At 61.6% G+C, this 14,318-nt stretch carries 12 protein-coding genes; 7 read left to right on the plus strand and 5 right to left on the minus strand.

The features are described 5' to 3' along the window. Window positions 1-67 precede the first annotated feature (67 nt). From JFU04_RS08750 to JFU04_RS08760, 3 genes are all read left to right on the plus strand, one after another. Window positions 68-2,077, plus strand: a complete 2,010-nt coding sequence (locus JFU04_RS08750; RefSeq protein ID WP_201143862.1) for a CocE/NonD family hydrolase — start codon at window positions 68-70, stop codon at window positions 2,075-2,077. 82 nt (window positions 2,078-2,159) lie between these two features. Further along, the gene (locus tag JFU04_RS08755) at window positions 2,160-3,095 is read left to right on the plus strand and encodes a LysR substrate-binding domain-containing protein (protein ID WP_065901379.1); all 936 of its coding nucleotides are present in this window, start codon (window positions 2,160-2,162) and stop codon (window positions 3,093-3,095) included. Window positions 3,096-3,111: 16 nt separating this feature from the next. Further along, window positions 3,112-4,392 carry an MFS transporter gene (locus tag JFU04_RS08760; RefSeq protein WP_106804655.1) on the plus strand — a complete coding sequence of 427 codons (1,281 nt, stop codon included), beginning with the start codon at window positions 3,112-3,114 and terminating at the stop codon, window positions 4,390-4,392. 228 nt (window positions 4,393-4,620) lie between these two features. Here JFU04_RS08760 and JFU04_RS08765 read toward each other — a convergent pair whose 3' ends face one another. Further along, on the minus strand, window positions 4,621-5,787 hold the full coding sequence (locus JFU04_RS08765; RefSeq protein ID WP_201143863.1) for a catalase family protein: 1,167 nt from the start codon (window positions 5,785-5,787) through the stop codon (window positions 4,621-4,623). After that, window positions 5,784-7,592, minus strand: coding sequence for a di-heme-cytochrome C peroxidase (locus tag JFU04_RS08770; RefSeq protein ID WP_201143864.1), 1,809 nt, complete (start codon window positions 7,590-7,592; stop codon window positions 5,784-5,786). Before JFU04_RS08770 ends, JFU04_RS08765 begins: the two co-directional genes overlap by 4 nt. Window positions 7,593-7,839: 247 nt before the next feature. Between JFU04_RS08770 and JFU04_RS08775 the strand changes: the two genes are divergently transcribed. Continuing rightward, window positions 7,840-8,571, plus strand: a complete 732-nt coding sequence (locus JFU04_RS08775) for an FKBP-type peptidyl-prolyl cis-trans isomerase (protein ID WP_012723274.1) — start codon at window positions 7,840-7,842, stop codon at window positions 8,569-8,571. Between the two features lie 15 nt (window positions 8,572-8,586). Here JFU04_RS08775 and JFU04_RS08780 read toward each other — a convergent pair whose 3' ends face one another. Beyond that, window positions 8,587-8,724, minus strand: a complete 138-nt coding sequence (locus JFU04_RS08780) for a hypothetical protein (RefSeq protein WP_201143865.1) — start codon at window positions 8,722-8,724, stop codon at window positions 8,587-8,589. A 260-nt stretch (window positions 8,725-8,984) separates the two neighbouring features. On the opposite strand from JFU04_RS08780, the gene JFU04_RS08785 reads away from it, so the two are divergent. The 3 genes from JFU04_RS08785 (at window position 8,985) to JFU04_RS08795 (ending at window position 10,243) form a co-directional block, all read left to right on the plus strand. Next, window positions 8,985-9,440, plus strand: coding sequence for a YkvA family protein (locus JFU04_RS08785; RefSeq protein ID WP_065901361.1), 456 nt, complete (start codon window positions 8,985-8,987; stop codon window positions 9,438-9,440). Between the two features lie 96 nt (window positions 9,441-9,536). After that, window positions 9,537-9,875: a helix-turn-helix domain-containing protein gene (locus JFU04_RS08790; protein WP_201143866.1), complete on the plus strand. Its 339-nt coding sequence runs from the start codon at window positions 9,537-9,539 to the stop codon at window positions 9,873-9,875. Further along, window positions 9,872-10,243: a hypothetical protein gene (locus JFU04_RS08795; RefSeq protein ID WP_005786715.1), complete on the plus strand. Its 372-nt coding sequence runs from the start codon at window positions 9,872-9,874 to the stop codon at window positions 10,241-10,243. The genes JFU04_RS08790 and JFU04_RS08795 overlap by 4 nt, the downstream gene beginning before the upstream one ends. Here the strand turns inward: JFU04_RS08795 and JFU04_RS08800 are convergent. Beyond that, on the minus strand, window positions 10,240-12,009 hold the full coding sequence (locus JFU04_RS08800) for a bifunctional diguanylate cyclase/phosphodiesterase (protein WP_065901923.1): 1,770 nt from the start codon (window positions 12,007-12,009) through the stop codon (window positions 10,240-10,242). The genes JFU04_RS08795 and JFU04_RS08800 overlap by 4 nt on opposite strands. A gap of 118 nt (window positions 12,010-12,127) precedes the next feature. Beyond that, window positions 12,128-14,209, minus strand: coding sequence for a carboxy terminal-processing peptidase (locus JFU04_RS08805; RefSeq protein ID WP_226939950.1), 2,082 nt, complete (start codon window positions 14,207-14,209; stop codon window positions 12,128-12,130). Between the last annotated feature and the right edge of the window lie 109 nt (window positions 14,210-14,318).

The raw sequence follows: 14,318 nt of genomic DNA on the forward strand, positions 1-14,318 counted from the left end.
TCCCCACGCGCTCCCTGGCGGGCGCGGGGGAGTCGTTTGTTTGCAATAAACGCGTTTGGAGCTACCGATGGAAATCGTTACCGAGTTTGCCTACAAGGTCCGTGAAATCGAGCATTGCCTGATCCCCTTGAAGGACGGCACCCAACTGGCCGCGCGCATCTGGCTGCCGGAAGTCGCCGGTTTGCAGACCTTTCCGGCGATCCTGGAATACCTGCCGTACCGCAAGCGCGACGGCACTGCCGTGCGCGATGCGCTGACCCACCCGTGGATGGCGGGCCAGGGTTATGTGTGTGTGCGCGTGGACATGCGTGGCAACGGCGAATCCGAAGGCCTGATGGCCGACGAATACCTGCTGCAGGAGCAGGACGACGCCCTCGAAGTGATCGACTGGTTGTGCCGGCAACCCTGGTGCGACGGCAACGTCGGCATGATGGGCATCTCGTGGGGCGGCTTCAACGGCCTGCAGGTCGCAGCGCGCCAGCCCGAGGCGTTGAAGGCGATCATCACCTTGTGTTCCACCGATGACCGCTTTGCCGACGACATCCACTACAAGGGCGGCAACCTGCTGATGGAGAACTTCGGCTGGGCCGCGACCATGCTCAACTTCAGCGCCGCGGTGCCCGATCCCCTGCTGGTGGGCGACGCCTGGAAAACCCTCTGGCACCAGCGCCTGGAGGGCATGCCGCTGCTCGCCGAAACCTGGCTGAAACATCAGACCCGCGATGACTATTGGCGCCACGGTTCGGTGTGCGAGGACTATTCGAAGATCAAGGCGGCGGTGTACGCCGTCGGTGGCTGGGGCGACGCTTACCGCAACACGGTCTCGCGCCTGATGGAGCACCTGCCGGGCCCCAGGAAGGCCATGATTGGCCCGTGGATTCACAAGTATCCGCATTTTGCCGTGCCGAATCCGGCTATCGGGTTCCTGCAAGAAGCCCTGCGCTGGTGGGATTACTGGCTTAAAGGTATCGAAAATGGCGTGATGGACACTGCCGCATGCACCTTTTACCTACAGGATATTCTGTCACCCAAAGGCAGTTACGCCGAGCGTCCCGGCATTTGGGTGCAGACCTCGGGCTGGCCGGACCCGCAAGTGCAGTGGCGCGATTTCAGTCTCGACGAGCGTGGCCTCACGCCCGGCAATCACGCATTGGCCGCGCCCCGCAGCGTGTGTTCGCCGTTGACCACTGGCTTGCACCAGGGTGAATACTGCGCCATCTGGTTTGGCCCCGACGGGCCGACGGACCAGCGTCGCGATGATGCCCATTCGCTGTGCTTCGACTCCCAGCCGCTGACCGAACCCTTGGCGCTGTTGGGCGATGTACGCCTCACTTTGCGCCTGGCCAGCGATACAACCTGCGGGCAATTGGTCGCGCGCCTGAATGCGGTGGCGCCGGATGGGCAGGTCACGCAGATCAGTTATGCCGTACTTAATCTCACTCTTCGCGAAGACTTTTCCCACGTCACACCGGTAGTTCCGGGTGAAGCGATGGACGTGCAGCTGAGCCTCGATCATATCGGCATGCGTTTGCCGGCCGGCTATCGCTTGCGCCTGGCCTTGAGCACCGCGAGTTTCCCGTTGCTGTGGCCGAGTCGCGAGCTGACCACGCTGACCCTGCTGCCGGGTGTGCAAAGCCTGCAACTGCCGGTATTCGTCGGCGAAGCGGTGGACTGCCCGTTCGAGGCGCCACAATCGGCACCCCCGGCGGCCCTGGAAGTCTTGCGTGCCGCCGCGCCGAAACGCACATTGATCGAAGACGTCGGCAGTGGCGAAGTCTGCGTGAAGATCGAAGACGACCTGGGGGCCGTGCGCTTTACCGATCACGGCCTGTCCGTGGACCAGCGCTGCACCGAGCAATATCGCACCTTGCCCTGGGACCCGCTGTCCACCCGTGCCGATATCCAGTGGCACTATCGGGTGGGCCGCGATGCCTGGGAGGTGGAGGTGGAAAGCCGCCTGAGCGTGCACGCCGATGCCGAGTGGTTCTACGTCGAGGCGGAGCAGACGGCCTGGGAGAACGGCCAGTTGGAACACCGTCGGCAATGGAGCAAGCGCGTGGCCAGGGTCGCGCTGTGAGTCAGCAACTGGCAGGATGCCTGGCCACGTGATCTCTGCGGGCCCGGCCAAACCCGGGCCCGTTCTGCCATTGGAACCGCTTATGTCACGCCGAAACGTCGACCTTCCGCCCCTCAACTGCCTGCAGACGTTCGAAGCGGCGGCCCGTCATCTGAGTTTTACCCAGGCTGCCCATGAACTGAACCTGACCCAGAGCGCGGTCAGCCGCCAGATCAAGCGTCTGGAAGAAGACCTGGCGCGCCCGTTGTTCTACCGGCTGGCGCTGGGATTGAGCCTGACGCCCGCCGGGGTTCGCTACTTTCGGACCGTCCAGCGGCTGTTGCGCGAACTTGACCGCGAGTCCGCCGAGTTGCGTCGGCGCGGCGCCGATCGCCAATTGACCCTGGCCAGCACGCCGACCATCAGTTCGATCTGGCTCGCCGGCCTGCTGCCGGAGTTCCAGCGCGAACACCCGGACCTGGATATCCGCATCCTGTGCAGCGAAAGTCCTGATCATCTGGATGTGAGCGAGTACGACCTGGGCCTGTTCTATCACCTCGATGAGCTGCCGCCACCCCACGACCTGGAACTGTCGCCGGTGTTCGCGCGCGAGCAGGTCATCGCGGTGTGCAGCCCCGGTTATATCGAGCGTCACGGCCCGATCAGCGACGTGCAACAGTTGCTGCATGCCCATACGTTGCTGATCGTCGAGGACCACTCCCATGACTGGCTGACCTGGACCGACTGGTTCGCCGATGTCGGCGCCCATTACCACACCCCGCGTCATGCATTGCGCACCAACAGCTATCAACTGTTGATGCAATCGGCGGTCATGGGCCACGGCGTGGCCCTGGGCTGGAAGAGTTTGCTGATGGGCGAACTGGCTGCCGGTCGCCTGCAGATGGCCTTGCCCCAAACCATGCACAGCCGGGGTCGCCTGCACCTGATGCAACCGCACCACCGCAACCTGCCCTCGGCTGCGCGCAGCTTTCGCCAATGGTTGCTGGCCCAGGCCAGCCATATGAACGACACCCTCTAACTTTCGACTTGCCACCATGAACCTGACTTTCCTGACCTTCCCCGCGCTGTACAGCGCGACCATCCTGATGCTCACCGGCAACGGGCTGTTTTTCAGTTTTATCGGCCTGCGCTTGAGCAGTCAGGGCATCAACGAGCTGTGGATCGGCGCGCTGACGGCGGCGTACTACGGTGGCATGGTCTGCGGGGCCAAGTTCGGCCACCGCATGATCGCGGGCGTCGGGCATGTGCGCTCGTATGTGGCGTGTGCAGGCGTCGCCACCATCATCGTGCTGCTGCATGTGCTGTTCGAGCAGTTGGCGTTCTGGCTGGTGCTGCGATTCGTGATGGGCCTGGTCATGATGAACCAGTACATGGTCATTGAAAGCTGGCTGAACGAGCAGGCGGAAAACAACCAGCGCGGCGCGGTGTTTGCTGGCTACATGGTGGCGGTGTCCCTGGGTTTGATGTTGGGGCAGGGCGTATTGATCTGGCGCCCGGAGCTGGATTTCAAGCCGCTGATAATCGTGGCGATCTGCTTTGCCGCGTGCCTGCTGCCGGTGACCATGACCAAGCGTCTGCACCCGGCCAAGCTGGTGGCGGCGCCGCTGGAAGTGGGGTTTTTCTGGCGGCGGGTGCCGCAGGCGCTGACCACCGTGTTCGTCACCGGCCTGATGATCGGCGCGTTTTACGCGTTGGCACCGGTATTCGCCACGCGCAACGGCCTGAGCACGGCCCAGGCCAGCACCTTCGTCGCGGTGTCGATCTTTGCCGGGCTGTGCGGGCAGTGGCCGATCGGCTGGCTGTCGGATCGCATTGATCGGTCCCGGTTGATCCGTAGCTGCGCCCTGGCCCTGGGGCTGGTGGTGATTCCGCTGTGGGGGCTGGTGCAACTGCCGTATGCCTTGTTGCTGGTGTTCGGCTTTCTCAGCGGTTTGCTGCTGTTCACGCTGTACCCGCTGGCGGTAGCGCTGGCCAATGACAACGTCGAACAGCCCCGGCGCGTGCCCTTGAGCGCGATGATGCTGGCGACCCACGGGATTGGCGCGTGCCTGGGGCCGATGCTCAGCGGCGCACTGATGAACAGCTACGGCCACGGTGCGTTCTACATGTTGTTTTCGGCCTGCGCGCTGTTGCTGATCTGGCGTGTACAGCCCAAGCAGGTCACCGGCGAGTATCGGGTCGAAGGCGCGCCGTTGCACCACGTGGCCATGCCGGAACATCCGATGGGGGCCATGGCTGCAGTGCTCGACCCACGGGTGGACGAGATCCCCGAAGAACTGGTGATCAACGACCCGGTACCCGATACCCGAGCCTGACGCCTACTTGGCTTTTTTCTTGCGCGTCTGGCGCGTGGCCAGGTGCTCGAAGCAAAATGAGGCGGTGCCGAACACGGCGATTATGGTCAGGACGAGCATGCCGAGGGTTGAGCTTTCCATGGAAAATGCCTACGTGATGGAGTAGGCATCCACGGTAGTTTCGCGCCGAAAATGGCTCAATAGACCCGACGCAATCCTTACGGCGCCGGGCCCGTTATTACGCACTCTTTACGGGTTGTTGCGGCTGTGACGGTAATCGCTGATCGCTTCGTACACCGCCTTGCGCAAGCGGTTGATACCGCCGATGGGGCGATGCTCCGCCACACCGAACCAGGGGTTGAACGACTGGTTGTCACACGCCAGGTTCTGCTCGGGGGTATCGAAATCCTGGGCCGGGATGCGCACCTTGGCCACGCTCTCATAGGGCGCATCGCTCTCCTGCCATTCGATACTGGTGTCTTCGATCGGCATGAATTTCTGCGGGTTCTGTCGCTGGATCTGCAGCACGAAACACGCCGGCACGCGGTCGGTGGACAACTGTTGGCTCAAGGCGCTGCGCAGGAAGTTGGGCAGGTCCTGGTTCTGTTTGGGTAGCACGTATTCCGGGCAATCCTGCGGATCGGGTGCCACGCGGAACTTGGCGTTGGCCGCACCGAACTTGTAGGGCGATACCGAAAAATAGGTGGTCTGCGTCGGGCTGGCAGGGGCGGGTGCCAGGGTCGCCAGGGCGATAAACAGATGCCGTACCTGCCAACTGCGCGGGTCGACCTTGGGGAAGAACGCGAGGACTTTCTTGCCATCCGCTTGTGCGCCGATGTTCTGCGCGTATTCCGCCACATCGCTGACAAAGAAATTCGGGTGGCTGAACATCACGAAGTCCTGCTCTGTGCGGTTTTGCTGATCCGCCAGCAGTTGTTTGCCCGGCACATCCAGCAACTTCAGCGCCATGCCGCGGGCATCGCGGATGCTGTCGAACTGCGGGTAGGCGTTGCCGTTGGACAGCCGAATCAGCGCCTGCCAGGTCTTGCCCGGCTCGGCGAACACGCCCTGGCGCAAGGCCGGGTCCAGGTCCGCCAGCACACTGACTTCGGCCTTCACACAGCCATGCGCCTTGGCGTGGGCATCGCGCAGGTAGCGCGTGCCTTCGCGGTGCTGGTCAACGATGCGCACTGCTGTCTGGATAATGCCCTGGGTCATCGCCGCTTCACCTGGCGGGACCTGCTCGTTCGGTGAGACCGGGCCACTGTGCTGCCAGGCGTACCAGGCGGTCGCGGCGAGCCAGCCGAGCAGGCCCAGGCCGACCAGCCACAGCAGGGTCTTGCCGAGCCACGCGCCGAGGCGCAGCCAGAGACGGGAGAGCAGGGAAGGTCGGTCGTATTGAGATCGAATAATCATGGCAGTTGTTGCTCCAGCGGGCCGCCCAGCACTTTCAGGTATTCCAGCAGCGCCCAGCGTTCCTGCGGCAGCAAGCCGCGGCCGATAACGCCGTTGCCACGTTGGCCGGCACGGAATTCGTGGCCGCTGTTGTGGTTGCCGGTGAGTTTTGTATCGAACAGGAAGGCGTTCTTGAACACGGCGGTCTGGAAGCCCAGGTGGCGCGGGTCATAGTCGAACGTGCCTTTATAGAAGGTGGTGCTGCGCTCGTCCTGGGGCGAGAGCAATTGGTAGATCGTCGGCACCGAGCCGTTGTGCAGGAACGGCGGGGTGGCCCACACGCCGGCCAGCGGACGGGCCTTGTAGGCGCGCAGCTCACGCACGCCGATGGGCAGCCCATAGCCATCCAGCTGCGGGCGCTCGGCGGGGGTGACGCCGGCGGCGCGATAGGCGTGCTCTTCAACGAACGCCGTGACGTAGGCCAGGCCCTTGGCCACGGACATTTTTTTCAGGTCCAGCGGCTCGGTCGGCGTGGGGTGCAGCTCGACATTCAACTTGGCCAGCTCCGCCGGGTCCCACTGCAGGGCGCTGAGGTCATAGCGCTGGTCGGCAATGTTGCTGGCGGTGCCGGGGTCGGTGCCGATGTACTCCACCGGGAGCATTTTCAGTTGCTGGACCGGGCGGCCGTTTTCCTGGGTGACGGTCGGCACATGGCAACCGGCGCAATTTTCCGCGAACAGTGCGCGGCCCTGGGCGGCGAGGGGCTTGTCGATGGCGCCGAACAGGTCTTCCGGCCAGGTCGGCGGTTTGAGCCGTTGCAGGGTTTCTTCGATCAGGTTGAGGTCGCGTACGCGCACGCTCGATGGGTAGCGCGCGTCACCCTGGAGCGGTTGGCCGGCGCTGTCGAAGAAGGTCAGGGTGGCGCCTACACCGAGGGCTTCGCCGATATTGCGCGCCATCGGCTGCTGGGCCGAGCCGTTCCATTGCACCCAGTCGAAGGTCCAGATATCCCACAGGTGCGGGTAGTCCACTGGCGCATTGGCGACGCGATAGTTGTCCGGCGAAATCGCGTCGCCGAAGCTGGCATTGGCGATGCGGCCGAACGCGTCGGTACGGCCCGGGCCTTCTTCGGTGGGGTAGAGGCCGCGGTGGGTGTCGTTCCAGGCAACTTTCAGGAACTGGTTCAGCGACTGCTTGAAGTCCTGGCGCAGTTGGCTGTGCTGGGCATCGTACTGATCGCCGAGCACCTTGCGCGCGAAGCGCTCGAACTTCCACGGGTTGTAATACGTTGCCGCGAGGCTGGCGACGAGGGCCTGGCCGAAACTGCCGCCGCGCAACGTGGGCACACTGGACGGCAGCACATGCTGGGCCGAGCCGCCATCGATGCGCAGGGCCTGGCCCTTGAAGCGCAGCTCGCCGGTGTGGCAGGCGGCGCAGGTGATGTCCAGGTATTCAACGCTGCTGCCGGCGTTGGTGTGCCGGGCAAACCCCACCGGCAGGTTGCCGGGGTTTTGCGCGGTGGGCACCTGTTTGGGATCGACCAGGAAGCCGAAGCGCGCCAGGTACTCCGGCGTGGCGAAGCGCTGTTCGGAAAACGGCAGTTCCAGGGCAGTGAACCAGTTGTAATGCAGGCCCTTGACCTGGGTGCCCTGGGGCGTGAAGTAGTAGGTCTGGCGGTCGGCGGCACTCCATTGATCCTGGTAGTGCACCTGCTCCACGGGCACGTATTCCGGCAGCCTGGGGTTGAGGGTGTAATAGATCACCACGGCCAGGGCGAGCCCCAGCACGATGAATATCAACAGTAAAACACGGGAAAAAATGCGCAAGATAACTATCCTTGTCGAGTTGTCGCGTTGTTATGCCACTACGCCATAAGTGCGGCAAGTGGCCATGAGCCTGGTAGTAGGCGGTCCCACGATCCTTCGCGGGTCCCCATAATGAATGAAAATGCTTTTAAACACGTGAACTTATCGGAAGTTTCCTGCTCACATGCCGGTAGCCATTGGTCGTGGCCGCCTGATAAGCTCGCGACTTTATTCGAATGCCCTTTTGGCGCATGAACAAGGAAATAGCATGAAACAGCATCGGTTGGCGGCGGCGGTGGCCCTGGTTAGCCTGGTACTTGCGGGTTGTGATTCGCAGACCAGCGTAGAGCTGAAAACCCCGGCGCAGAAAGCTTCCTACGGTATCGGCCTGAACATGGGCAAAAGCCTTGCCCAGGAAGGCATGGATGACCTGGATTCCAAAGCGGTAGCCCAGGGCATCGAAGATGCCGTCGGCAAGAAAGAGCAGAAGCTCAAAGACGACGAGCTGGTTGAAGCGTTTGCCGCACTGCAGAAGCGTGCTGAAGAACGCATGACCAAGATGAGCGAAGAGTCGGCAGCCGCCGGCAAGAAATTCCTCGAAGACAATGCCAAGAAAGACGGCGTAGTCACCACCGCTTCCGGTCTGCAGTACAAGATCACCAAGAAAGCCGACGGCCCTCAGCCTAAGCCGACTGACGTGGTGACTGTGCACTACACCGGCAAGCTCACCAACGGCACCACCTTTGACAGCTCCGTGGATCGCGGTAGCCCGATTGACCTGCCGGTCAGCGGCGTGATCCCGGGTTGGGTCGAAGGCCTGCAACTGATGCACGTAGGCGAGAAGGTCGAGCTGTACATCCCGTCCGACCTGGCCTACGGCGCCCAGAGCCCGAGCCCGGCGATTCCAGCCAACTCGGTGCTGGTATTCGACCTGGAGCTGCTGGCCATCAAGGACCCAGCCAAGGCTGAAGCCCCTGCAGCACCTGCCGCCAAGAAGTAATCGGCACCTGAACACTCAACGCCCCGTCTCGACGGGGCGTTGTTGTTTCTGGCCGTCGGAAAACGCGTGCTTCCCTGAGGAGTCGGCTTGTCGACGAAAAGCGCTGAGCCACTGCATTTTCTCCAGAATGCTGGCGTAATCGTTGACACTCATGGCTGGCAAGCCAGTACCTGCAGAAATCTGATCGAACCCATGATGGGTCGTGGAGTCTGATATAAGACTCGAGTACGGGTAGCCGCACATCTACGCCAAGTCAATGAAATCTTGGGTTTTTTTAATGTGCGCAAAAAACGCCCGATCTGACTGCAAGCCTTGTACTGCGTGGCTTTCAGCCGGAAAAATAGGCTCTGTTCACAAGGTTATCCACAATTTGTGTGGATAACCTTTTATGTCGCCTGGAACTGGAGTGACGAATGAAACCACCCTTCAATTTCACCCGCTTCTTGCCCATGGCCGCCCGCTTGCTTGGTCGTGGGCGGTTGCCGACCCTGCTGTTCGCCGTCGCCGCCAAGGGCTCGAGCCAGGGTAATCGCCTGGGCAAGCTCAAGGATGATCTGAAGTTGCTCCAGGCCCTGTGCCTGGCCTATTGGCGCGGCGAGTACCGTGCGATCAGCCCCAAGGCGCTGATCTCGGTAGTCGCGGGGTTGATGTACTTCCTCAGCCCGATCGATGCGATCCCGGACTTTATTCCGGTGTTCGGCATGCTCGATGACATCGCCGTGCTGGCGTGGGTCATGAAGACCCTCGACGGTGAGTTGAGCGCCTTTCGCGCCTGGCGCGACGCGCAGCGTCCGGAAAAACTCGCGGTGGTCGAGCGACTGCCAGCCACGCCTGCCTTGCTCGCCAAGGAAAACCCGCAAAAAAACTGATCATACGGATATCACCCTGCGACCTTTGTGGCTGTTAGGATTACACTCCTAAGGAAAGAACTTACGCTGTAAGTGTTGTGATCCTACGGGGCAGTCATGGATATTCAGATAATTTCACGCAATGGCGAGCCCGAATACGCGGTTTTGCCATGGGACCAGTACCAGGCGCTGCTAAAAGCTGCCGGTCAGCCACACCCCGCACCGCCTCCTGCTGTTACTGCCCACGCCGCCCCCGCTGAGGATATGCGCCCGCTCGCAGACCTGCGCGGCTTGCGCGAGGCCAAGGGCCTGGCCATCGAGACCCTGGCCCGCACCGTGGGTATCAGCCCCTCGTATCTTGGATTGATCGAAAGTGGTGAACGCCAGCCGGATGCCGCGATTCGCCGCAGCCTGGCCTGGGAATTGGGCGTTGCAGGTTGGAGGGATGAATCTTGAGCTTACGTATCAGCCGTCAACACTGGGATGGGTTACTCAACGAACTGGACCAGGCGCGCCGCCAGCGCCATCTGCTGACCTACCGCGCGCTGCTGGAGCGCCTGCAATTCCCGACGCCGGCCATGCAAACCCTGGCCGCGGCCCTGGAACACCTGGCGGCGCTGGATGCCAAGGCCGAGCAGCCGTTGCGCAGCTCACTGGTGATCAGCCAGGGCGCGAGTCGCCTGCCGCGTACCGGCTTTTTTGAATGCGTGGAGCGCCTGGGCCGGTTCAGCGGACCGTCCGATGGGGTGGCCGCAGCCTCCTGGCACGCCTCGGAGGTGGTGCGGGTGTTTGAATACGAGTACCCCGAATCCGCCGAGGCTTAAAGCGCCTGGGGCTGCATGTCCATGCTGTCGATCACATGAATGCTGTAGCCGGCCACATCCTTGGCATGGTGTTTGGCTTGCGATGCCATCTCGGCCAACTGGCTGGCATCGAGTTGTCCACAGGCCTGTGGATATAAGTGCACCACGCCGATCGACAGTGACAGCAACGCAAACTCCTGACGCACGCCCTGGCGATTCAACGCCACGAAGCAGCCAGCGTCGAGGTGCTCGGCGCGATAGAAACGCCGGCATTGGGTATGGAAATCATCCAGCAACTGGTTGAGACGCTTGCGCCAATCCTGCGGCCCCAGCACCAGCAAAAAATCATCCCCGCCAATGTGTCCGACAAAGTCGCGGCTCGGGTCGACCCGGTCGTTCAGGCACTGCGCCAGGCACAGCAACACCTCATCCCCACGTCCATAACCGTAGATATCGTTGAAGGGCTTGAAGCTGTCGATGTCCACGTAGCAGATCACCGACTCGCGCTGCTGCTGCAACAACCGTGTGAGGCATTGCTGGATCGGCACGTTGCCTGGCAGCAGGGTCAGCGGGTTGGCATAGCGCGCTTGCTGGATTTTCAGCTCGGTGATCAGCTTGAGCACATCGATCACCCGGCCCAGCCCCAGGTAGTCGCCATTGAGGGTGATGATGAAGTCTTCTTCGATGCGCTGCCGCGCGCGGCTGGTCAACAGGCGGCTGACCTGTTGCAGCGACTGGCTCAACTCCACCGCCAGAAAATCATCGCTCATCAAGCGGCTGATCGGTTTGCGCGCAAACAGGTCGGTGGCGAACGGCTTGAGCAGCGCATCCGACAGCGAATGCCGATGCACGATGCCGACCGGGTGGCCGCGCCCGTCCAGCACTGCCAGCGAGTTGAGGTTGGCCTGGCGGCGGAATGACTCCAGTACCTGGGCGGTGGCGGTGTCCTGATCCACCGCCGGCTGTTCGTTGAGCAGCGCGCTGAGGTCGCTGCCTTCTTCGCTGAGGGCGATGTTGGCGTTGTCCGGCTTGGGCAGCATCAGGCGCGCCTCTTGCGGCGGCTGTTCCTGCGGGCGGCAGAGCAGGTAGCCCTGGACCAGGTCAACGCCCATCTCCGTCAGCACAGCCAGCTCTTCCGCCAGTTCGATGCCCTCGGCAATCACCTGGGCGCGGGAGGCCCTGGCGATCTGCAGGATGGAGCCGACAAACTCGCGCTTGAGCGCATCCTGGTGAATGCCGTCGATAAAGTGCCGGTCGATCTTTACGTAGTCCGGGCGCAGCTCCGACCACAGCCGCAGGCTGGAATAGCCGGCGCCCAAATCATCCAGTGCGATGGCGAAACCCATGTTGCGGTAATGGTGCAGGGCGGTCTGCAGCAGGTCGAAGTCGTCGGTGGGCGTCTGCTCGGTGAGTTCGATCACCACCTGGCTTGGCGGGATGCCAAAGTCGCGCAGCAGTTGCAGGGTACGCCCTGGCTGGTGCGCGGTTTCCATCAGGGATTCCGGCGAGATATTGAGAAACAGCTTGCCCGGCAGCTTCTGTTCACTGAAGCGTCGGCACGCGCTTTCGCGGCATGCGATTTCCAGTTCACTGAGGCGTCCCGCGTGGCTGGCCACCGAAAACAGGGCGACAGGGGAGTGCAGGGGGCTGTTCGAGGGGCCACGACTGAGGGCTTCGTAGCCGAGAATGCGCCGTTCAGACAGGCAGATGATCGGTTGGAACAGGCTGTGCAAACTGCCTTGAGCCAGGATAGAGCCCAATGCATTCAGCTGTTCGGTCATGGTCATGGCGATCTCGATCGAAAAAAAAGGACCGCAGGCATGACGCCTGCGGTCCTTCATTTCACGACAGAATGATGTCTATATGATGACACTCCAAGGAGCGATCACATTAAATCGCCATCATTTACTGCTTGGCTACCTGCTTGGTGATCTTCAGGTAGTCCAGCAGGATCCGGCCTGTCTCGGCCAGGTAAGCGTCGTCTTCCGGCTTGGTTTTCTCGGCTTCGGCCGGCAGCGCATCTTCATCTTCTTTTTTCAGCTCCTTGAGTGGATCTTCACCCTTGGCCTTGCGGCGGATGTTTTCCAGTACCAGTTGCTGGTTTTCGATGTCGGTGTGCTGCTTGCGACGATCCACTTCGTTGAGGCTGACGGTTTTTTCTTCCATCAGCTTCTTGGCCAGGGCCAGCTTGTCGCGGATGAACACGAACTCGGCATCCTTGGCGGAGCGGGTGTCGTGGTCAGCCTTGAGCTGTGCCAGGAACGGCTTGAACGGATCGGACGCCGGCTTGATCGCAGGACGGATGGTGTCCCACGGCATGGCTTCCGGCAGGGCGCTTTCGCCGATTTCCTTGGTGTCGATGATCGACGGGAAATCAATGTCCGGCAGCACGCCCTGATGCTGGGTGCTCTGCCCGGAAACCCGGTAGAACTTGGCCAGGGTCAGTTTCAGTTCGCCATGGTTCAGCGGCTGAATGGTCTGCACGGTGCCTTTGCCGAAGGTCTGGCCGCCGATGATCAGTGCACGGTGGTAGTCTTGCATGGCGCCGGCGAAAATCTCCGAGGCCGAGGCCGAGAGACGGTTGACCAGCAACGCCATCGGCCCTTTGTAGAAGGCCCCCGGGTTTTCATCTTCGAGCACGTCGACACGGCCGTCAGCGTTGCGTACCAACACGGTCGGACCCTTGTCGATAAACAGGCTGGTCAGCTCGGTGGCTTCCTGCAGGGAACCGCCGCCGTTGTTGCGCAGGTCGATGACCACGCCGTCGACTTTGTCTTTCTGCAGTTCCGTGAGGATTTTCTTCACGTCGCGCGTGGTGGACTTGTAGTCCGGATCGCCAGCACGGAAGGCCTTGAAGTCCAGGTAGAAGGCCGGGATTTCAATCACGCCCAGCTTGTAATCCTTGCCATCCTGCTTGAGGTTGAGGATTTTCTTCTGCACGGCCTGGTCTTCGAGCTTCACCGCTTCACGGGTGATGGACACGATCTTGCTGGTCTGGTCGTTCGGTGCATTGGTGTGCGGAATCACTTCCAGGCGCACCACGCTGCCTTTCGGCCCACGGATCAGCTTGACCACTTCGTCCAGGCGCCAGCCGACCACATCGACCATCTCTTTGTCGGCCTGGGCCACACCGATGATCTTGTCGGCCGGGGCCACTTGCTTGGTCTTGTCCGCCGGACCTGCCGGCACCAGGCGCACGATCTTGACCTGGTCATTGTCGCTTTGCAGGACGGCACCGATGCCTTCCAGCGACAGACTCATATTGATATCGAAATTTTCCGCGTTATCTGGCGACAGATAATTGGTGTGCGGATCGTAGGACATCGCGAAGGTGTTGATGTAGGCCTGGAAGATATCTTCGGCACGGGTCTGGTCCAGACGTGCCAGCTGATTCTTGTAGCGCTTGGTCAACAGCTCCTGGATCGCCTTGGGCTCTTTGCCGGCGATCTTCAGGCGCAGCACTTCGTCCTTGACGCGTTTGCGCCACAGGTCGTCGAGCGCGGCGGTGCTGGTCAGCCAAGGCGCGTCCTTGCGATCCACCAGAAGGGTTTCCTTCTGGGTGAAGTCGAGCTTGTCGACCCCTTTGTCCAACTCACCCAGGGCGAAGTCCAGACGCGCTTTGACGCGGTCCAGGTAACGCTTGTAGATGGTGAAGCCGGGCTGCAGGTCGCCGCTCTTGAGGAAGTCGTCGAACTGGGTCTTCCACTTGTCGAACTCAGCGATATCGCTGGCCAGGAAGTAGCTGCGCGACGGATCCAGCAGCTTGAGGTAGCTGTCGTAGATGATCACCGAGCGCGCATCGTCAAGCGGCGGCTTGCTGTAGTGATGACGCTTGAGCAACTCGACGACGTTGAGGCTGGCAATCACCTCATCGCGATCAGGCTGAAGGTTGTCCCAGCTGTTGGCTGCGAACGTATTGGTCGACATCGACGCGAAGCCGAGACCAATGAAAAAAGCGAGGGCGGTGCTGGGGAACAAATGCTTCATGCTGATTCGACGCGGGGGCAATTGATAACGCATATTAGGCCGTCTTTGAAGTCGCCGGTTCCATATGGTCCGGTCGCATAATGCAAAAAGCCCGGCGCTACTGCTACGG

The organism is Pseudomonas sp. TH21 (genome assembly GCF_016651025.1).
GTDB lineage: Bacteria > Pseudomonadota > Gammaproteobacteria > Pseudomonadales > Pseudomonadaceae > Aquipseudomonas > Aquipseudomonas aylmerensis.